The 21,436-nt window shown below is 46.8% G+C and carries 17 protein-coding genes and 1 tRNA gene; 15 read left to right on the top strand and 3 right to left on the bottom strand.

Features of this window, described 5'->3' with window-relative positions; genetic code table 11:
* Positions 1-183: 183 nt before the first annotated feature.
* The 3 genes from QUB68_RS15410 (at position 184) to QUB68_RS15405 (ending at position 2,295) form a co-directional block, all read left to right on the top strand.
* On the top strand, positions 184-1,095 hold the full coding sequence (locus QUB68_RS15410) for a hypothetical protein (RefSeq protein ID WP_332993899.1): 912 nt from the start codon (positions 184-186) through the stop codon (positions 1,093-1,095).
* Between the two features lie 14 nt (positions 1,096-1,109).
* Positions 1,110-1,202, top strand: coding sequence for a DUF3370 family protein (locus QUB68_RS29975; RefSeq protein ID WP_442923089.1), 93 nt, complete (start codon positions 1,110-1,112; stop codon positions 1,200-1,202).
* Positions 1,203-1,281: 79 nt separating this feature from the next.
* On the top strand, positions 1,282-2,295 hold the full coding sequence (locus QUB68_RS15405; protein ID WP_332993898.1) for an S-layer homology domain-containing protein: 1,014 nt from the start codon (positions 1,282-1,284) through the stop codon (positions 2,293-2,295).
* Between the two features lie 126 nt (positions 2,296-2,421).
* Here the strand turns inward: QUB68_RS15405 and QUB68_RS15400 are convergent, their stop codons facing one another.
* Positions 2,422-4,026: a peptidoglycan-binding protein gene (locus QUB68_RS15400; protein WP_332993897.1), complete on the bottom strand. Its 1,605-nt coding sequence runs from the start codon at positions 4,024-4,026 to the stop codon at positions 2,422-2,424.
* A gap of 134 nt (positions 4,027-4,160) precedes the next feature.
* Between QUB68_RS15400 and alr the strand changes: the two genes are divergently transcribed.
* From alr to QUB68_RS15380, 4 genes are all read left to right on the top strand, one after another.
* Positions 4,161-5,363 carry an alanine racemase gene (alr, locus tag QUB68_RS15395; protein WP_332993896.1) on the top strand — a complete coding sequence of 401 codons (1,203 nt, stop codon included), beginning with the start codon at positions 4,161-4,163 and terminating at the stop codon, positions 5,361-5,363.
* A 119-nt stretch (positions 5,364-5,482) separates the two neighbouring features.
* Positions 5,483-6,331 (top strand): mechanosensitive ion channel family protein, encoded by an 849-nt coding sequence (locus QUB68_RS15390; protein WP_332993894.1) that lies wholly within the window; start codon positions 5,483-5,485, stop codon positions 6,329-6,331.
* Between the two features lie 28 nt (positions 6,332-6,359).
* Positions 6,360-7,487 carry a patatin-like phospholipase family protein gene (locus tag QUB68_RS15385; RefSeq protein WP_332993892.1) on the top strand — a complete coding sequence of 376 codons (1,128 nt, stop codon included), beginning with the start codon at positions 6,360-6,362 and terminating at the stop codon, positions 7,485-7,487.
* Positions 7,488-7,618: 131 nt separating this feature from the next.
* A tRNA-Ser gene (locus QUB68_RS15380) sits at positions 7,619-7,707 on the top strand.
* A 117-nt stretch (positions 7,708-7,824) separates the two neighbouring features.
* Here the strand turns inward: QUB68_RS15380 and QUB68_RS15375 are convergent.
* Complete coding sequence (locus QUB68_RS15375) at positions 7,825-8,763, bottom strand: serine hydrolase (RefSeq protein ID WP_332993891.1); 939 nt, start codon at positions 8,761-8,763, stop codon at positions 7,825-7,827.
* Between the two features lie 95 nt (positions 8,764-8,858).
* Between QUB68_RS15375 and QUB68_RS15370 the strand changes: the two genes are divergently transcribed.
* A complete protein-coding gene (locus QUB68_RS15370) occupies positions 8,859-9,686 on the top strand; it encodes a C40 family peptidase (protein WP_332993888.1) in 828 nt (275 codons plus the stop codon).
* Between the two features lie 209 nt (positions 9,687-9,895).
* Entirely contained in the window at positions 9,896-10,900 is a 1,005-nt protein-coding gene (locus QUB68_RS15365) for a glycosyltransferase family 2 protein (RefSeq protein WP_332993884.1), read from the top strand.
* 132 nt (positions 10,901-11,032) lie between these two features.
* Here QUB68_RS15365 and QUB68_RS15360 read toward each other — a convergent pair whose 3' ends face one another.
* On the bottom strand, positions 11,033-12,202 hold the full coding sequence (locus QUB68_RS15360) for an IscS subfamily cysteine desulfurase (protein WP_332993882.1): 1,170 nt from the start codon (positions 12,200-12,202) through the stop codon (positions 11,033-11,035).
* Between the two features lie 96 nt (positions 12,203-12,298).
* Between QUB68_RS15360 and QUB68_RS15355 the strand changes: the two genes are divergently transcribed.
* The 6 genes from QUB68_RS15355 (at position 12,299) to QUB68_RS15330 (ending at position 21,167) form a co-directional block, all read left to right on the top strand.
* Entirely contained in the window at positions 12,299-12,946 is a 648-nt protein-coding gene (locus QUB68_RS15355) for a hypothetical protein (RefSeq protein WP_332993879.1), read from the top strand.
* 204 nt (positions 12,947-13,150) lie between these two features.
* Positions 13,151-14,482, top strand: a complete 1,332-nt coding sequence (locus QUB68_RS15350; protein ID WP_332993876.1) for a four-carbon acid sugar kinase family protein — start codon at positions 13,151-13,153, stop codon at positions 14,480-14,482.
* A gap of 380 nt (positions 14,483-14,862) precedes the next feature.
* The gene (gene ldpA / locus QUB68_RS15345; RefSeq protein WP_332993874.1) at positions 14,863-16,014 is read left to right on the top strand and encodes a circadian clock protein LdpA; all 1,152 of its coding nucleotides are present in this window, start codon (positions 14,863-14,865) and stop codon (positions 16,012-16,014) included.
* 164 nt (positions 16,015-16,178) lie between these two features.
* Positions 16,179-17,951, top strand: a complete 1,773-nt coding sequence (locus tag QUB68_RS15340; protein WP_332993872.1) for a R3H domain-containing nucleic acid-binding protein — start codon at positions 16,179-16,181, stop codon at positions 17,949-17,951.
* A gap of 336 nt (positions 17,952-18,287) precedes the next feature.
* Entirely contained in the window at positions 18,288-19,952 is a 1,665-nt protein-coding gene (locus tag QUB68_RS15335; RefSeq protein ID WP_332993870.1) for a CheR family methyltransferase, read from the top strand.
* Positions 19,953-20,069: 117 nt separating this feature from the next.
* On the top strand, positions 20,070-21,167 hold the full coding sequence (locus tag QUB68_RS15330) for a chemotaxis protein CheW (RefSeq protein ID WP_332993869.1): 1,098 nt from the start codon (positions 20,070-20,072) through the stop codon (positions 21,165-21,167).
* Positions 21,168-21,436: the final 269 nt, after the last annotated feature.

The raw sequence follows: 21,436 nt of genomic DNA, 5'->3' as shown, positions 1-21,436 counted from the left end.
GCCGACGCGGACGAGAAAAAAGGGAAAACAAAACAGGTTTGATCGTTCGGACTTCAGTCCTCAACCTGAGAATAAATAATGAGTAAAATACTGAAGGCGATCGGGTATTAAGAAAGTGGGTAATTATCACCAATGACAATTACCCATTACCAATGACCAACTACAAACGGCGAATTATTATTTATGATGCTGCGAAAACTGACAGTTTATTTAATGGCTTTAACTTTCTTGTGGACGGCAACCGCCTGCGGTTCTCCGAGCGCGCAAGCTCCTGTAAATCAGCCTGTAAATCCGGCGGCAAATCCGGCGGCAAATCGGAATATTAACACAGTGCGTCCTGCACCAACAAGTAATAACTTGACTAAAGGCCAATATCCCGTACAGCAAGCTACCTATGATGATAGTGATGGCGAATACAGTTTGATGTTGCTGAATACTCCCCCCGGGAGTACCCCAGTTTACCGCACTACCGATTTGCAAATGGCTCGGTTGACGGAGGAAGAAATCTCGGCAGGGAAGAAAAGTTATCTAAGTCTGGATAACAATAAAGCGAGCTTGCATTTGACAGAAGATTTTAAAATTGAGTACGTTCACAACGTTACCGAAACTGTTCCTAATCCTCAAACAGGTCAGCCACAAACGGTGGTGGTGCGCCAGCAATCTGGTTTCTGGGCGCCGTTTGCGGGGGCGATCGCCGGTCAGGCGATCGGCAGTTTGTTATTTACACCGAGATATTACGTGCCGCCATTCTATCAGCCGGGTGTGATGGTAGGATATGGCGGGTACGGCAATACTTACCGCGAAGCTGCGGGACAATATCAAACTCGCTACCAAGCCCCGCCTCCGGCGGTGAGAAACCGTCAAGTTTTAAGGACGACCGGCCGCTTGCGATCGCCCACATCGAACGTACCCTCGCGGAATCCAGCAGCGCCCGGGGCGAATCGATCGACCGGTTCGGGTTACGGCGGCAATGATTTGAGGCGATCGCAGCAGGCACGTCCCAATCAAAACAGGCGCCAGCCAAGCTTTGGTAGCGGCAGGAGTTCCCGCCAACCGAGTCGCACTCGCTCTTCCGGGGGCGGCAGAAGGCGCTGACGAAAGAGATTGCCTTGCATCAGCAACCGATCTCGATAAAAGTTGATTTTATCTATCCTCCTGATGCTACGCCGCCGCAGCTATTGACGGTGAGAAATTTGTCATAGTTGATGAGAGGGTTTTGTGTTTCCCCCAGACTCAAAAAATATGTGATTTAATTGCTACATTGATATGTAGGTGACAAGTATGTTTCCACAACGCCCGTCAGGGGAAAGAAACCCTTTAGGATTTGATGAATTGATTGCGATCTTGGTGGCATTTGGCACGATGGGAGCAATTTTCTTTTGGGTAACAGGCAGAAATCCCGATCGATTGAATGCCAGAAGTTGGCAATTTCCAGCGGTTTTCTCTCAACCTGCTGCTGCGCCGGACAATCTGAAAATATTAACGCCTGTGCCGCCGAGTTCGGATGTGCGATCGCCCGCTACAATCCTCCTTCCTTCGCAACCGGATATCGTCCCTGTGGCACCTTTAGGGCCGGTTTTACCAGTATTTCCTCCGATGGGGACGATCGTGGTTCCCCAAACGCCAATTGGGCGCGAGACTGTCCCTCCAGTCATTACCAAACCGAAAGCAGCTAAACCAAAGGTTGGCGCCGTTAAATTGTCCGATGTTCCTGAAAAATATTGGGCGCGTCCCTTTATTGTCGCTTTAGTCGATCGCAAAATCTTCACTGATGTCACCGACAACAAGTTTCGGCCTGACGAACCGATGACGCGAGCCGAACTAGCGCGCTTAATTCAGCGAATGGCCGACAAAGAACCGCGGCGAAAACCAGTTGATTTTAAAGACGTAAAAGACAACAATCCGGCCGCAAGTGCGATCGACCACAGTGTCAAAACTGGATACCTTAAAGGATACCCAGACAAAGCCTTCCGTCCCGACAAAGAAGTCCCCCGTGTGGAAGTAATCGCAGCTTTAGCTAGCGGTTTAAACCTGAAACCGTCAGCAAAACCCAACCAAACATTACAAGTTTATACAGACAGGAAAAAAGTCCCCAAATGGGCAGTTAACAAAGTAGCAGCCGCGACGGAAGCTGGGATTGTTGTCAACCACCCGAAGCCCACACTTTTGCAGCCGAATAAAACAGCAACTCGCGCGGAAGTAGCAGCCATGGTTTACGAAGCTATGGCCAAAGAAGGCAAAGTGCCTGTTAAGCCTTCTGAGGCTGTGATGAAGCCTGTAAAGGTGTCTAAATAAGATTTTTGGGGCGCAGCCGAAGCAACGCCCCTGAATAAGATTTAATCGTTATGGTTTGCAGTCAGGACTTTAGTTTTTTCTTCTGCCTTTTCCGAGGACTGAAGTCCTCACTACGAACCTGGTGGATTAATCTTGAAACACCATAATGCTGCCAGAATAGCAAGCTACCCAAACCTGATTAGTTTGCGGATCGTAAGTAATCCCGATGGGACTTGAATTAACCTTCACTGTTTGCAGCACCTTCAGATCGCTCGTCCTCACCTTGCTAACAGTATTCGATAAATAGTTAACCACATAAATCAGTTTTCCATCACCAGAAATCGTCATGCTGCGAGGTGCATTTCCAGTCGAAACTTTATCTGCCACTTTACCAGTTGCCAAGTCAATCTTTGCCACATTCCCTTCACCATTCAAAGTGGCATAAAGATACTTGCCATTGGGGTCTATCGTCAAATGACGCGGCGCATTTCCAATATTTCTCAACCATTCTACCGAAAAGTCTAAGAGATTTACTTTCGCAATATCGGCAGAACCCATGACAGCAACATAGGCATTTTTCGAGTCTGGAGTGACCACAATACCCCGAGGATATGCACCCAGTTTCACTCGCTCAACTTCGCGGTTTTTCTTGATATCAACTACGCTCAAATCCCAACCGCACCAATTGGTAGCGAACACAAAGCGATTGTCAGGCGAAACAGCATTAAATTTCGGAACCGCACCTACAGGAATTACGTTTTCTATTTTCAACGTTTCGGTATTGATGCGGTACAGGAAACTTTGGTCGTGTTTTGCCGATGGAGAGCATCTATCACTCCCTGGATTGTCAAACCCCGCACCGTACATTTGATAGTTGGATACATAGGCATATTTGCCGTCTGTTGAAAAAGCAGCTTCTACGGGAGAACCTTGATAATTGCCTTTGAATTTAGAAAAGCCGAACTTCGATAAGTTTATTTGATCGGGAATAGTCTTGACTAATTTAAACTTCCTGTCGTAAACTGTGATTGTGTGGTTGTACATCATGTTTTGAGCAAAAAACAAACCCGCTCCTGAATAAACTATTGATTTCGGCGATATCTTGCCGTAAATAGTTTTTTTCAAAGTCATTTTACCCTCGGTTTTTTGGGGAGGATTTACCCGTTGTTTGGGTTGCAACTCATTGGCTTTTTCCTCGGAATTTTGGGCGGGAGTTTCTGTTCTAAATCGTGGTAAAAATGGTTCTTGAAATAGAGGTTCTTTTGGCTGATTTTTAGTTAAATCTTCGAGTTTACTGGTGTTTGCTGTGGGGCTAGGAGATGGGGAAGATCGATCGCTCTTTGGCGATATTTCCCCCGCAGATTCATTGTCAGCGCTGGCGGCTTCCGGCTTACCTTTCAAGGCTGACAAGGTTTTAGGGCCGACAATGCCGTCAACTTTCAGGTTGTTTTCTGCTTGGAACTTTTTGACAGCAGCCTGGGTTACAGCGCCATAAAATCCTGTGGGCTGGCTACGAAAATACCCTGCGTCTTGCAGAGTTGTCTGGAGTTCGGTAACTTCCGCGCCTGAATCGCCTTTTTGCATTTTGATGGCGAGTGCGGGATTGACTATATTTAAAATTGTGAGACAGATTGTAAAGAAGAGTAAAGGAGTCGAGGCTAAATTTAGGTGCTTTGTCGAGTTGGGCGATCGAGTTTGAGCTGGGGGCGTTTCCCAAGTTTCAGCTAAATGCAGGTATGCCAGTCCGTCCATAGTTTTTACCAGGTATTTTTGATGCTATGATACACCAGTTAACATTGATGAAAGAGAAAATCTCATTATAATTAAACCTAGGGTGAAATCTTCGAGCAGTTTTTAATGGTGCCAGCAAGTAGGAGCGATCGACAATGTGGAGTGGGGAACAAACAACGGCAGCATCAACAACCAAAGAATCCCGCCAGACTGTGCTGTGGGAAGATGACGGCGGGCTTTGCCAGCGGGCTTGGGTAGAAATCGATTTAGCAGCTTTAACTCACAATGTAAAACAGCTTAAAAATCTCCTATCTCCCCAGACTGAACTGATGGCAGTTGTGAAGGCGGATGCTTACGGACACGGTGCGATCGCAGTCAGTCAAACGGCCTTGCAAGCAGGTGCTAGTTGGCTGGGTGTGGCGACGATTCCCGAAGGCATAGAATTGCGGGAAGCTGGGATAGAAGCGCCGATTTTGCTGTTGGGGGCAACTCATACAGCGGCACAGGTAAGGGCGATCGCCCAATGGCACTTGCAGCCCACTATTTGTACTGCCAAACAAGCCCTGATTTTTTCGGAAGTTCTCGTCAGTCTCGATCGATCTTTGCCCGTTCACGCTAAGTTAGACACGGGAATGTCTCGCTTGGGTACGCCCTGGCAGGAAGCAACAGAATTTGTGCAATTAGTCAATGGGTTGCCGAATTTAAAATTAGCCAGCATTTACTCTCACTTGGCGACAGCCGATAGTCCCGATACCGCGGTTATGAGAGAGCAACAGCAACGGTTCAAAAGGGCGATCGCGCAAATCCAAACAGCAGGAATTAACCCGCGCCTCCTCCACTTGGCAAACTCTGCTGCCGCCCTCACCGACCCCGATTTGCATTACGATTTAGTGCGCGTCGGTTTGGCTACCTACGGTCTTTATCCTGCTCCTCATTTGCAGGCGATCGCTTCTTTGCAGCCCGCAATGCAGGTAAAAGCTCGGGTAACGCAGGTGAAAACAATTGCAGCAGGCACTGGCGTCAGTTACGGCTATCAATTTATTGCCTCGCGGCAGACACAGATTGCCGTAGTTGGTATCGGCTATGCAGATGGAATTCCGCGTAATCTTTCTAATAAAATGCAGGTTTTAGTTAGGGGCAAATTTGTGCCGCAAGTCGGTGCTGTGACGATGGATCAATTAATGATCGATGTCACCGATATTCCCGATCTAGAAGTCGGGGAAGTGGTGACGCTGCTGGGAAAAGATGGAGAAAATCAAATTACTGCTGACGATTGGGCAGAAATTTTAGAGACAATTTCGTGGGAAATTCTCTGCGGTTTTAAACACCGATTGCCCAGGGTTGCAGTAAACTCTTAACTGGCGGGAAGGCAGAGCGCAGGGGTTGAGCGCGATCGGGACTATATTATAATTTTGACGTAAGAAACAATACCAATTCCCAATTACCAATTCCCAACCACTAATTACCAATTATTAATATGACAGCGACCAGCACAATTATACTAATAGCTGAAACCCTGACGGCGCAGCTAAATGCAGAAAGAATACAGGCGATGCAAGTAGCCCAAGAATTAACGAAAAAATTCGTAGAATTGGGGTTTAAAGTTGTACCTCAAGCGCTGTGGGCGATCGGCATTTTGTTAATTACGCGATTTGCGATCGACGTTGCGGGCCGCGTGACTCGCCGAACCCTCAGCCGCACGGAAGCCACGCTGCGGAAATTTTTAGTTCAAGCTGCGGAAATTGTGATTTTGATAGTGGGAGTAGTCGCCGCTTTGAATCAGTTGGGGATTCAAACAACTAGCGTGGTGGCTGTTGTGGGTGCGGCGGGTTTGGCGATTGGTTTGGCGTGGCAAAATACTCTATCTCACTTTGCTGCTGGGGTAATGTTGATTAGTTTGCGGCCTTTTGAAGTCGGAGATGCGATCGAGGCTGCGGATGTTAAGGGCGTGGTGGATAGCATCGGGATTTTTTCAACCACCGTGGTGACAGACGATCGTATAAAAATTATTGTCCCGAACAACCAGTTGTTTAACGGTACACTGAAAAATACCACGGCGATGGGTACGCGGCGAGTAGACTTGAAGATTGATATTGGCGATCGGCCGATCCGTCCAACGATGGCTGAGTTATTAGAAATTGCCCATTCTCACCCGCTGGTTTTGGAAAATCCGCCCCCGACTTGTTTGGTAGCCGAGATCACTCCAGATACAACTATTCTATCTCTCCGGCCCTGGTGCGCGTCGGTAGCCTACGAACAAGTGCGATCGCAAGTTCAAGAACACGTCAAAGAAGCAATGAATGCCAACAAAAATCAAGCACAATAAATCTAAAATCTAAAATCCAAAATCTCAAATGAGCAAGTTGTATCCCCAGCAAATTTTGCAAGAACCGGGCGTCAGGATGTCCGCCACCGAAAAAGAAACAATTCTCAAAAAATTTCCGCCTCCCGACAAAGACGGTCAAATTTATGCAGACGCCATTTTTGAAGGTGGTGGCGTGCGCGGAGTTGCCTTTTTAGGAGCACTCAGATGCTGTCACGATTTGGGTATCCGTTGGCGAAAATTGGCCGGTACTTCTGCGGGTGCAATTACTGCCGCAGTATTGGCAACAGACTTGTCAATGGATGACTTAGAGCAGTTGTTAGGAGACCTCGATTACAGCATATTTTTAACTCAAAAAAACAGTCCTCTAATTTTAAATGGCGACCCCGCCGACGACTTGCAATCTCCAGCTTGGACGCTACTTTTCCTAACAGTCAGCCGCCAGATGGGAGAATATTCTGCGCAACCTTTTCGGCAGTGGCTGGAAGCAACGCTCAGTCAAGGTAAATTGCAAACTTTTGCCGATGTCAAACAAATCGTCAAAGACCGGGAATTAAAAGTAGTAATATCCAACCTCACTCGCGGTGAAATGTTGGTGCTTCCCGATGACTTGCGGCGGCAAGAATCGGCTGATTCCGATGCTTTGTACCAGCAGTTGCAGCTCAAAAGCCCCGAAGATTTTAGCGTAGCTGAAGCGGTGCGGTTGTCGATGAGTATTCCGCTATTTTTTGAGCCGGGAAAACTGGGCAATGACTTAATAGTCGATGGCGGAATTCTGAGCAATTTCCCGCTGTGGATTTATGACAAACAATCTGTCGGTTCGACTCCCGCGGTGCCCCGCTGGTTTACCTTTGGGTTTCGATTAGTCGATACTGGAATTGAGAGTAAAGTTAAGATTGATACTCCGCTGTCGATGCTGGCGGCGATGTTCAGAACGATGATGAAAGCAAGAGACCGCTATCACCAGCGGGAAATGGATAAGGGCAGGGTGATTAATATTGATGTGACTGAAGCTGGGGTGACGACGACGGATTTTCACCTTGATGCCGATCGCAAGGCTAAGCTGTACCGATTGGGCTATGTGTATACTAAGAGGTTCTTTTTGAGTTCTAACTTTAGCTGGGAAAAGCACTTGAAGGCTAGGGGCTTTGGGGAGTAGGAGAGGGGGAGAGTGGGGAAATATGCCTTCCGCCTTCGACCAAAGGTATATAGGGAGAGGGATTGAAGAATTTTTGATTTAGGGGTTGGCAAGAGCCTGGTGTGTGTGCTATAGTTAGTTACCGTCATCGTGGAGAGGTGGCTGAGTGGTCGAAAGCGGCAGATTGCTAATCTGTTAAGGGTGTTATCACCCTTCGGGGGTTCGAATCCCCCCCTCTCCGTTCTATAACTTCTAGGAAAAAATTCCTGTTAATCAAATTTTTGGACGGGCTTTAAGCACCGTCCAAATTTTTTTTGCAATTCAAGTCTAGTCTCGCCGCAATAATCAACGACTAAATCTAATCAAGCGCCTTGATTGCTTCGACAAATTGCCGCGAGATAAAAGGTAAAATTTCTTCATTCTTGCTATTCTCTTTCCCCTCGGTAAATACAACCAACAAATACGGCCGCAAACCAGACATTTCAATATAAGCAGCATCGTGACGAACTTGACTTGTTAGCCCCGCTTTTGACCACAATTTTGCATCTTCTGGCAATCCGCCACCTAAAAAACCTGTAACTTGATTTTCAGGATCAGGTTCTAATTCTGCTGGTTCTAAACTGCGTTTCATTAAACCCATCATCTCTTGCGATGCTTTTGCAGAAACAGCTACGCCGCCGATGATGCTGTGCAGCAAACGCGCCGCGGCATTTGTGGTGAGCATATTTCTATTTTCCATTAATTCTCCCAGAAATGCTCGCTCGCGACCGTAGGGGCCATCGCACCAGGTTTTTTGATTGGCGTTAATGTTTTGTAATTCCGGCCAATCTAATGATTGAAGGTAACGGTTGACGATGTTTCGCTGCTGTTTCCAAGTTTCAAAGGGGCCTGGTGATAATTCTGGGCCGCTGGTGGTGCCGGTGAGGGCGTCTACTACTAAACTGGTGGCATCGTTGCTGGAATCAACTATCATATCTCGGACGGCGCGTTCTAATTCTGGCGATGTTTGAATCATGCCTTTTTGCGCCCATTCCCAGATGGCAACGAGGTAGAATAATTTGACGATGCTGGCGGGATAAATTCGTTCGGAAGCCCTAGCGCTAAAGCCTCGCGGTTGATATTTCCAAAATTCTTGTGCACTCAGCGCGCCGCCTGTGTTGACTCGCACTGGCGGATCGTAGACTATCCAGGTTATGGCTGTGCGATCGCCCGTTAATCCTGTAAATTCTGCCTGGGCGGAGTCTATAATGCTACTGCCGAGGGTTTCTAATTGTTCGTCTTTGTGGAAAAATGTCATGGTTAATGGCTGACGGTTAACGGCTGACGGTTAACGGCTAATGGCAATAAATCGTTAAGTGCGAACAATTAACAGCAAACAATTAGCAATTAGCAATGACCAATTATCAATTATCTGATGTTCTGGAGTACCGCGCGCGATCGCACATAAATATTTACGATTCCCCAAAGTGCGATCGATTAGCAACTCAAGCGGCGCTGGGGCGACATTTACGCACCCTTAATCAAAGTCCGAGGGATGTAAACTTGGATACAAAGGCTGTGATGGTGCGACTGTGCGAAGATGATTATCCGGGATGGCTGGATCTTCGAGATATTGAGTTGCTCGAAGTCACAGAAACATTGTATCATCCTTTGGTGCTTTCTGAGGCAGACATTAGAGAAAAATTGCCGATCGCCATTAATTTTGCTTGCGAAGCGATGCACCAATTAAATTATTATCTTTGGGGCGGTACAGTTGGGCCAAATTATGATTGTTCGGGATTAATGCAAGCTGCTTTTGTGGCTGCGGGCATCTGGTTGCCGAGGGATGCTTATCAGCAGGAAGCTTTTACTAAGCCTGTTAGTATCGATGCTTTAGATACATCTTGCACCATTCTTAGCAACGGGCAAGATGCCCGTTCCACAACACATCAAGTTTCTTGTGGGGTGGGCATCTTGCCCGCCCATGAAAAACCTATTGACAATGGTGCAAGATGTCAGTTAGAACCGGGGGACTTAGTATTTTTTGGTACGCCAGAAAAAGCAACTCATGTAGGATTATATCTCGGAGATAATCGCTACATTCACAGTTCGGGACAAGCACAAGGTCGCAACGGTATCGGTATCGATGTTTTGTCAGAAAAGGGCGATGCAGTCAGTCAAGCTTATTATCAGCAATTGCGCGGATATGGTAAAGTTGTGGCAAGTTATCAACCTAGTTAGTTGATTCCTGGATACACTACCAACTAAGAAACCGGGTTTTTACCGAGATTGAGGATTTGAGCGAAGTATTTTCGTAAAAAACCCGGTTTCTGGCCACCACGCCTAAGTTCTGTAGTTGTTCATCAATGACTCATAACTAATGACTAATGACTAATGACTAATGACTAATGATTAATGACTAATGATTACTGATGTTATCTAACAAAACAATGGACGCTGCATTATTTTTGGAAAAATTGGCTGCACAGCAGGCTGCCGATCAGATTGTTCTCGATGTTTCGGTGGTAGTGCCGGTGTATAATGAGGTGGAAAGTTTACCTCATCTGATTGAGGCGATCGCCTCTGCTATTCAACCATCTGGACTCAGCTATCAAATTATTTGTGTAGATGACGGTTCTAAGGACGGTTCTGCTGACCTTCTCAAGCAATTAGCCAGCAGTCGCGATGACCTTTGTGCTGTGCTTTTGCGCCGCAATTACGGGCAGACTGCTGCCATGTCAGCGGGTTTCGATCGCGCGACTGGTCGTGCTATTGTTACCCTAGACGGCGATTTGCAAAATGACCCTGCTGATATTCCGATGTTGTTGGAAAAGTTAGATGAAGGCTACGATTTAGTTAGCGGCTGGCGCAAGAATCGGCAGGACAATACTATCAGCCGCTTGATTCCTTCTAAAATTGCCAATTGGTTAATTGGTCGCGTTACAGGCGTAACTTTGCACGACTACGGCTGTTCTTTGAAAGCTTATAAATCCGAGTTGGTGGCAGACTTGAATTTGTACGGAGAATTGCACCGATTTTTGCCTGCTTTGGCGTTTATTGAAGGGGCGAGAATTGCAGAACTTCCGGTGCGACATCACGCCCGCCGTTTCGGTCAAAGTAAGTATGGCATTTGGCGGACTTTTCGGGTGTTGATGGATTTGTTAACTATTTCTTTTATGAAGAAGTTCCTAACTCGACCGATGCACGTTTTTGGACTTTTGGGTATGATTTCGATGGCGTTCGGAACGGTTTTAGGGATTTATTTGACTTTCGTGAAATTGGGTCTGGGTCAAAGTATTGGTAATCGTCCTTTGCTGATTTTGGCTGTGGTTTTGTTGTTGACTGGTGTGCAGTTATTTTGTTTTGGTTTGCTGGCGGAAGTGATGATGCGGACTTATCATGAGTCGCAGGGAAAACCGATTTACCGGGTGCGTGAGGTGTTTGGTTCTAAATAATAGGAAATCGGCGGTTTCAACCGCCCCTTGTCAAAGGAAGTCGGCGGTTTCAACCGCCCCTACACACACGAAGTCCGCAGCAGAGGGGGACTGAAGAATAAAGGATGTATTTAGACGGACGCGATCTAACTCTTAACTCATGACTTTTTGAGCTTGGCGGAGAGATTGAATAGTCGCTATTGCGTGTTGAGACACTGCATCTATCTCTGCTTCGGTATTGAACCGTCCAATCCCAAACCGAATTGAAGCGTAGGCTAATTTGTCCGATCGCCCGATCGCTGCTAAAACATGAGATGGAGATATTTTCGCCGAAGTGCAAGCAGATCCCGAAGAAACTGCCGCCGCCGATTGCAAACCCAACATCAACGCTTGACCGTCAACGCCGCCTACACTAATATTCAGATTCCCAGGTAATCTCTTCGTCGCGTGACCGTTGAGAACAACATCACCCAATTCACTCAAATTTTCCCACAAACGCTGCCGCAAATTCACAACTCGTGCTGTTTCCGACTCCATTTCCGCAATTGCTAATTCTACTGCTTTGGCAAACCCGACTATTTGCGGTGGGTAGAGAGTGCCCGATCGCATTCCCCGTTCATGGCCTCCTCCGTGCATTTGTGGCGCTAGTTGCACCCTCGGTTTGTTGCGGCGGACGTAGAGAGCACCAATGCCTTTTGGCCCGTAGATTTTGTGCGCCGTCAAGGACATTAAATCAATGTTCATCTCCTGTACATCCAGGGGAATTTTGCCGATCGCCTGGGCCGCATCTGTGTGGAAAAGAATGTCATTTCCGCGACAAATTGCTGCAATTTCGGCGATCGGCTGAATCACACCAATTTCGTTATTAGCCGTCATCACGGAAACTAAAATTGTCTCAGCCCGAATCGCTTTGATCAAATCGCCTATATCAATCAGTCCGTCGCTTTTCACTGGTAAAACAGTAATGTCAAACCCCAATTTTTCCAAATATGTACAAGGGTCAAGAATTGCATTATGTTCGGTTTTTACTGTTATAATGTGCTTCCCTTTGCTGAAATACGCTTCAGCGATGCCTTTAATCGCTAAATTATTTGCTTCCGTTGCACCGCTGGTAAAAACAATTTCTTCTGGGGAAGCGTTGATCGCTTCTGCTATGATTTGTCGCGACTGTTTTACCGCTGCTTCTGCTTCCCAGCCGTAAATGTGGTTGATGCTGGCTGCGTTGCCGAATTGTTCGGTGAAATACGGCAGCATCGCATCAACTACCCGTTGGTCTACGGGGGTTGTGGCGTGGTTGTCGAGATATATAGGACGTGCGGACATAGTGGATTTTTGGTTGAAAAAGGTGTTAGGTTTATTGTAGACGAACCCTTTGTTCTACCACAAAACTTTATATTTAACAAATATTTGTGAAGATTTATGCGAGCTGACATTCAGGGATTAGAAATTACTGTCGGTGAGCTCAAGCACCTGTGCGGCGCAGGGCCCGATCGCGTATACCGGCCCGCGAGTGCGACTAAGTTTGCCCACGAAGCTTTGAAAACAGTCGGTTTAATTGTTTTGGTTCTAATCAGTTGTTGGCTGCTGGTGGCGATATTTCCTAGAGCTTATTTGGTGTGGTTGGCCCTCCACCTCGCTGCGATCGCCGGTTTGATCTTTGAGGATGCTTGGAAAATCTGGTGCAGCCAAAACAAACATTTAGTCAATCTTTTTGATGATGTCGATCGCTATAATGGTATAATTAGGGCGGTGGAAATTAATGACAAGATCGAAGATGCTGGCAATGCGTTCGTCAAAATAGGCGATCGCTCAAAAGTCATTCAAGCCTTGAAGCTGATTAGAGAGGATTTAGTTCGAGCTTTGAAAACAGAGAGAATTCTCAGGGAAAACAAAAAATTTGTCGCTACTAACTCAGAACTGTTTGCAAATAATTTGACAACTTTGAATGCCCTCCAAATTAGCGATCGGGCTACCGAACAAGGGCGATTACTCAACGAAGCTTTGCAGTTAGCTGTGGGAGTTCAAGCAGAAATGAAAAAGTTACAAGATCGAAATACTGCCCATTAAAAAAAATCGCAAATATTAGTAGGGTACTCAGGAGCGTACCTGATTTGGTAGCAACGCGCACCAACCGCGAACCGATCGAACTCCCACACATTTTTAAATTCATGAATTATGAGAATTGTTAAGAAAAATCATAATTGTAAATTTTTTCCTGTTGCGTAACAGGTAAGGATATCTTGGAAAGGTGACGTTAACAACCAGGTCAGTATGTCTTCTACCAAACCCAAGATTATAGTTCTCGATGACGATCCGACAGGTTCTCAAACCGTGCACAGTTGCTTGCTGCTGACACGTTGGGACGAAGAAACCCTGCGTTTGGGACTGCGGGACAAGTCCCCGATTTTTTTCATACTAACAAATACTCGATCGCTAACTCCCGAAAAAGCAGCCTCCGTCACCCGCGAAGTGTGCCAAAATCTCAAAAGGGCGATCGCGATCGAAGAAATCGAAGACTTCCTAATAGTTAGCCGTTCCGATTCTACCCTGCGCGGCCACTATCCGATCGAAACCGACGCGATCGCCGAAGAACTTGGCCCCTTCGACGCCCATTTTCTAATTCCCGCCTTTTTTGAAGGAGGCAGAATTACCCGCCACAGCGTGCACTACCTAATGGTTAACAGCGTCCCCACGCCTGTTCACGAAACCGAATTTGCCAAAGATTCAGTCTTCGGCTACAGTCACAGTTACCTGCCAGACTATGTAGAAGAAAAAACCAAAGGTCGCATCCCCGCTGATGCAGTCGATCGCATTTTACTCGCAGACCTACGCCACGGAAGTTTAGATCGGCTGATGGACATGACAGACAACCAATGTGCAGTTGTTGACGGCGAAAGCCAAGGCGATTTAGACACATTTGCCAAACACATTCTCAATGCAGTCAGTCAAGGCAAAAAGTTTTTATTCCGCAGCGGGGCGAGTATTTTAACATCCTTAGCTCACCTCGGCCACCAGCCAGTAGCAGCCGACGAAATGGCAAAATACGTGAGAGACCGCAAAGCGGGTGCAGTAATAGTTGGTTCCCACGTTAAGAAAACTACTGAACAATTGGAGCGCTTGTTAAAAGAACCCAATATAGTTAGCATTGAAATAGATGTATCTCACTTGCTAGAAGATTCACCAGAGTATCGCACCCAAATGCTCGATGAAATTCTCGAAAAAGTCCACAATGCTCATGACGAAGGCAAAACACCTGTAATTTTTACCAGCCGCAAGGAACTACAATTTGAAAACGCAGAAATCCGCTTAAAATTTGGCGCTGCTGTTTCTGATTTGTTGATGGATGTCGTGCGGGGAATGCCTGCGGATATCGGGTTTTTGATTAGCAAGGGCGGCATTACTTCCAACGATGTTTTGAGTACCGCTTTGTCGCTGAAAAGTGTCAGACAAATCGGTCAAATTATCGCAGGTTGTTCGGTGGTGAAAACCGAGGCTAATCATCCTCTTTTTCCCAATTTACCAGTAGTTCTGTTTCCGGGAAATGTGGGAGATAGCAATGCTTTGGCTACGGTTTACAAGCGCCTGAGCAAGCATTCTAGCTAGTAGAATCCCAGATTAACGCAGATGAATTTAGTTCTAGTCAGGGAGGACAATATTCATCTGCGGTTGGTCGTGAGCCACTCGACGGCAACTTAAAAAAATTCTCATCTACTTTTTGATTGCCAAAACCGCCAAAATATGCTAGTGTAAAAAGTCTGCCTTTAAATAAGACCATCGTCAAATAGCCAAATCGCCCCTCAGCAGCCACTCTCAAAAAAATGAAATTTCCAAAATAAAAATTAAGCCCGATCCTCTACATATAGGGCATCCACGGCAACCCCTACTGCTACCAGTAGCGTTTGTTTGTTGTACCCGCCTAAATTTTCAAATTAAGTAAAAATTTTCACATAGTAATTTTTAGCTGAAAGGATTAGCATATAAGGGTGACAGAACATTATCATCCACTAAACTCATTAAAAAGCGGCCATTGGTTCAAGCTGATCTGTGGGGCCAGTTTTCAACACCTGCCGTCGGTTCGGAATCTCACATTGGCTTACACCTTAGCAGGTGCTGACTGTATCGATGTCGCGGCAGATCCCGCCGCCGTCGCAGCAGCGAAAGAAGCCCTACAAGTTGCCAGCGAATTACAGGCAAAAACTCAAAACCGCAGGTTTGGCGGCCAAGGGTTGCCGCTGCTGATGGTGAGTTTAAACGATGGAGAAGACCCGCATTTTCGCAAGGCCGAATTCAACCCAGCCGATTGTCCGGCGGACTGCTGGCGGCCGTGCGAAAAAATATGTCCAGCCTCCGCAATAGTTTTTCAGAGTGCTGGCGGTGGTTTTTCCGGGGTGATAGACCAGCAGTGCTATGGCTGCGGTCGCTGTCTGCCGGTTTGTCCGAGCCAGTTAATTTACACTCGTTCTTACGTGTCTGCTCCCGCCGCGATCGCACCTTTAATCTTGCAATCCGGTGCGGACGCCCTAGAAATCCACACGCAAGTAGGCAGAGAGGCAGATTTTGCGCGACTTTGGTCGAGCATAGCTCCCTGGGTAGATCAACTCAAAGTAATAGCAATTAGTTGCCCCGATGGAGATGGTTTGATTGACTATTTGCGGACACTCTATCAAATAATTTCCCCCCTTCCTTGTCCCCTAATTTGGCAAACCGATGGTCGGCCAATGAGTGGAGATATCGGAACAGGAACTACTAGAGCCGCTGTCAAACTCGGTCAAAAAGTTTTGGCTGCCCAGTTGCCGGGATACGTGCAACTTGCAGGCGGCACTAACGATCGCACTGTCAGCAAACTCAGAGCCGGCGGACTGCTGTTGGAGGGCGGGAAAAATTTGTCAGTTCCCCCTGTCCAATATATTGCAGGTGTAGCTTACGGCAGCTATGCCAGGGTTTTGCTGTCGCCAATTTTAGAACAATTAGAAACCATGCAGACCGATCGAGCTTATGCCGTTCCGGTGGCAGCCGCTTGCAGCGCAGCCGAAGTTCCAACACCTCGGTTGACTCAGCTCGAAGCCGTCCCAGAACTTCTCTCGGAGGCCGTGAGTTTAGCTCGTTCTCTAGTTTCCCAGCTCAAAGAATTTTAGGCTGTTAACAGCTAACAGCTAACAGTTAACAGCTAACAGTTAACAGCTAACAGTTAACAGTTAACAGTTAACAGCTAACAGTTAACAGTTAACAGCTAACAGTTAACAGTTAACAGTTAACCGACTAAAAAAGGTTAAAAACGTCACCGAACACACCGAGGCGAATGCAGATTACAGACGACCTCAACAGACTATTAGACATCGTGCCAGATGAGATCCGGCAGCCCTTAGAGCAGCACCCGCAGCGCAACAATCTCATTGAGGTTGTGATGGATTTGGGCCGCCTACCAGAAGCTCGTTTTCCATTGTCGGCCGAATATCTTTCCCAAAAACCAGTTTCCAAAGCAGACATCAGCTATTGCATCGATCGAGTCGGCAGCTTCGGCGGCGACAATCGAGCCGGTATCGAGCAAACCCTGCACCGAATTAGCGCCCTTCGCAACCGCAGCGGCGAGATTATCGGCTTGACTTTGAGGGTGGGCCGCGCTGTGTTCGGGACGATCGGGATTATCCGCGATTTGGTGGAAACCGGTCAGTCAATTTTGATGCTCGGCCGCCCCGGAGTTGGCAAAACCACGGCTTTGCGGGAAATTGCCCGCGTGCTCGCCGATGACTTGGAAAAACGGGTGGTAATCATCGACACCTCCAACGAAATCGCCGGAGATGGAGATATCCCGCATCCGGCGATCGGCAGAGCTCGCAGAATGCAAGTTTCCCGTCCCGAACTCCAGCACCAAGTCATGATCGAAGCAGTGGAAAACCATATGCCCGAAGTGATCGTGATTGACGAAATCGGCACGGAATTGGAAGCTTTGGCCGCTCGGACGATCGCGGAAAGGGGCGTGCAGTTGGTCGGTACCGCCCACGGGAACCGGCTCGAAAACTTGATGAAAAACCCGACTCTGGCCGATTTAATTGGGGGCATCCAAGCGGTGACGCTGGGAGATGACGAGGCGAGACGGCGCGGTTCTCAAAAGACAGTTTTGGAACGCAAATCACCGCCAACTTTTGAAATTGCGATCGAAATGTTGGAACGCCAGCGCTGGGTGATCCACGAACGAGTCTCAGATTCGATCGACACTCTGCTGCGAGGACGCGAACCCAACCAGCAAACCAGAAGCATCAGCGACACTGGAGAAGTCATTATCGAGCGCGAGTCAGCCGCTCCCCCCGCCCGGTTTCCAGGGATGCCAGCTTCCGCCTCAGCCCCCGCTGCGGTATCAGGAATGCGGCCAGTCACACCGATTTCTGGGTGGCGGAGTGCCGGCAAAATGGTGCCGATGCCTCCTCAAGGCGAGAAATTCGCTGCTAACAGCGCGCCCGTGACTGAGACTCGGTATTTCGAGCAACTCCTCGAAGAATCCCTCTCCGTCGAACCGGTACCGCAGCACCGGGGACGTTATTCCCAGAATGTCGGCCCTAACGGCGAAGATTTGCCCCTCCACGTTTATCCTTACGGCATAGCTCGCCACCAGCTCGAACAGGTGATTTCGACCCTGAACCTGCCGGTGCAGTTGACGAAGGATATTGAAAGTGCTGACGTAGTGTTGGCTTTGCGATCGAACGTGCGGAACCAGTCAAAATTGAGGCAGTTGGCAAAAACTCGCCAAGTTCCCCTGCACACAATCAAAGCCGGCACCATTCCCCACGTAGCGAGAGCTTTGCGGCGTCTATTGGACATGGATGACCCGGGCACGCCGGAAGTGGCAGACCTCGCCTTATTCGCCCGCAGCGGTTCTTCTGACGAGCTCGAAGCTCTCGAAGAAACCCGCTTGGCTGTCGAGCAAATTGTCATTCCCAAGGGACAGCCGGTGGAACTTTTACCCCGTTCTCCCGACGTTCGCAAAATGCAGCACGAACTTGTGGAACACTATCACCTGAAATCCAACAGTTTTGGGGAAGAGCCCAACCGCCGCCTGCGGATTTTTCCAGCTTAAAAAGTTCTATACGCAGCATCTCTATACGTAGGGTGTGCCTGGACGCACCCTACCGCTAGAAGGCAGAAGGTAGAAGGCAAACGGCAGATTTTTTGGATGCTACTTTCACTTTTCTACCTTTTGCCTTTGATATCATCTAAGCTAAATTAACGATCGTTTTTGTAGTTGGGTTCACTGCCTCGACCCGAATCTTGCAGTCGAGCGACCGGACAGGATATTATTTCCATGGCTAAGATTTTTGTGTAAGTGCGATCGGCTTAATCCCCCATTACCAATACCCCATTACCAACGCCCCATCATAACAGATTATACCTGAGTTAATTTACCAGATTTGACATGAATGATGCACAAATTCAGCTATTTATTCAATTAATTGCAGCTCACACAGGTTTACAAATTCGCCCGCAAGATCGATCGGCTTTGTCTCAAAAACTTTTGAATCGGATGAAAGCTGTAAAAATAATATCACCCGAAAAATACTATAAAGTTTTAACCGCTCCGAGTCATGAAACTCAAACCGAATGGCGAGAATTAGCGCTGTTGCTAACAACGAACGAAAGTTATTTCATGCGGGACAAAGGACAGTTCTCGCTTCTGGAAAAAGTGATTTTCCCGGAATTGATAGCACACAAAATAAAATTGTACGAAACATTGGGAATTAAGCCAACACTGCGCATCTGGAGTGCCGGCTGCTCGACAGGTGAAGAACCTTATTCTTTAGTGATTCTTTTAAAACAGCTAATTTCTGATTGGGACAAATGGAATATTTTAGTTTTAGGTACTGATATCAATCAACAAGCAATAGAAAAAGCTCAGCGGGGAATTTATAGCCCTTGGTCGTTTCGCTTAGTTGACCCGGAACTGCAAAGGCAGTATTTCGATCGGCGGAAAACCGAGTGGCAAATCGACCATAAATTGCGTCAATTGGTGAGATTTAGCGGTGTAAATTTAGTGACAGATAATTTTCCTAATATTTACACAGATCTTCATAACATCGATTTGATTTTGTGCAGAAATGTTTTTGTTTATTTTGAAAATAAGTATATTTTACAGGTCTTGAAAAAGTTTGCCAAGACGCTGAGATCTGGAGGATATTTAATGACGGGTCATGCTGAAGTTCACAGTCACGTGATGAACGAGTTTCAACCAAAGGTTTTCCCGGAATCGGTTATTTATCAAACCAAGAATGTCCTAGGCGAGGAACAAGCTAAAATAATTTTTTTTATGGAGCATAAATTCCAACCAAAATCGGCATTTGGAGGATATAGAAAGACAGGAGAATTGGGCGAAAATAGCGGTCAGTTGCTAGGGGAGGATACGCTACCAGCTAGTTTTGGTAACGGCTATTTTGGGCAAAGAGAGTCGCTGTTGACAGCAGGTAGCGGGCTGGGAAAGATACTCGGAAATGGCTATGTCGAGGGCGATATGGTGAGCAACAAAGTGTCTGGTTTACTGGCCGAACCCGCAGCAGAAAAAGCCGCTCGCCCAACCTCTGGGATACTGATTTTAGAGGCAAAAGCTTGTTTTAAAAATAAAGCTTATCTTGAGGCGATTCAGAAAGCAAAACAGGCGATAGACCTACAAGCTCATAATTTTGATGCTAATTATTTGCTGGCTCAAATTTATGCAAATTTGGGCCAGTATTCTCAGGCGATTGAATACTGCAATCGAGCTAGCAAAGTAGATACAATGTCAGTATTTCCTTATTATTTGCAAGCTCAAATCGCTGAAGAACAAAATGATTTGGAAGCAGCTAAATTTTTTATAAAAAAAACGATTTATCTTTGCCCGTCTTGTGTTTCGGCTTATCTAGAACTCGGGAATATATACAATAAAGAAGGTAAGCTAAATAAAGCTATTAAAATGTACAATTCATCTTGCGAAATTCTCAAAAAACTACCGCCCCATACTCCGATCGAGCAACAGGGAAAAATGACAGCGACTCAATTATTGATGGAGATCAAAAAAAAATTGGTAAAATTGTACAGCCAACCAAACTGACGCGCCGGGAGAATCTAAACACCGGGTTTTTTTTGTAAGTGCCTCCGTGGCAAAATCTATACGATCGCAAAAACCAGTTTTTTCGCAAGTCCTACTAGATAAAGTGTCAGAATAAATATGGAAACTAAGCCGTATCTTATCTTTGAACAGAACGGTTTGCTGTGCGGTGTAGAAGTCGGCTGTGTTCGGGAAATTTTCTTTTTGCCGGAGTTGACACCGATCGCCCAAGCGCCTCAAGATATTGTTGGGGCGATCGATCTCAGGGGCGAAATTCTGCCCGTGATGGATCTAAATCTCCGCTTTGGGTACGTTTGGCAGGAGTATTCTGTGACAGATAGTGCGATCGTCATAGAATGGCAAGAGGTTCGACTTGGCATCATTGTCGATCGAGTTACCGAAGTTAAGCAGATCCCCGCAGAGTCAATAACTCCCCAGCTATCTTACGGGCGAGAGCAGCCATTCGCGCCCGATCGTTTTTTAGCTGGATTCGCCCGCTGTGACACCGATATTATCATGCTGATCGAGCTCGATCGCCTAATTCGATATTCTCCCGACAAAACAGAGGCCCAAATCCCAGTTTCTGCGGTAGGAAGCCAGCTAGAAGCGCCTGTTTTGCAGTTAGAAATAGAGCCAAAATTGTTAGCGGAAAATGCTAAACTTTTAAGCAACCCTCATGTTTTTTGTGCGAATGCTACGCCTGAAGAAAAGGCAATTTTTAGAGAGCGGGCTCAGAATTTGAGGCTCCAAGGCGATCGCGAAAATTCTGCCGCAATTAATATGTCCCTAGCCGTGGTTGCTTTAAATGGCGAATACTTTGGTATTAATCTAGCAGTAGTGCGCGAATTTACTGACATTAGCCAAGTAACTCCGATTCCTTGCACTCCCGATCGCATTATTGGCAATATGAATTTGCGGGGCGAGATTCTGACGCTAGTGGACATTCGGAATGTTTTAAATATGTCGCCGGATACAAAATCTCTATCTCAGGCGATCGTTGTAGAAATTGAAGATTTGGTCGCCGGTATAGTGGTTGACGAAATATTAGATATTATATATTTAAATTTATCGGATATTGCGACTATTCCTGCAGCACTCTATTCTGCCAACCGCGAATATCTGCGAGGAACCGCTTTTTACGAAGAAAAAATTATTGCTGTTCTCAACTTGCAAAAACTGCTGACAAAAGAAGGAGTTGTTGTCGATGAGGAGGTGTAAAGCAAGATTTTATGGCGAAATTGGGTTCGCACCTGCACAAACCATATTAGCCCCACCAGAAACTCAAGAAAAGAGGTTCATTCAGTTGACAGTTGACAGTTGACAGCTTGCCCGCTCGCGCAGTCGTTGGGTTGACAGCACTTGACAAAAGAAGGAAGAGGATTGGAGTAATGAATAGTCTGATTTTAATTTCTCGCCTTTAGGGCTTGGGGCTTTAAACCAATTCTTTAGGGTAAGAGAACAGAATTTGCTATGATCATATTTGCTAC

It is taken from the genome of Microcoleus sp. A006_D1 (assembly GCF_036702805.1).
Lineage (GTDB): Bacteria > Cyanobacteriota > Cyanobacteriia > Cyanobacteriales > Microcoleaceae > Microcoleus.
Note: the sequence above shows the minus strand (reverse complement) of the source record. Positions and strands in the feature narration are given on the sequence as shown.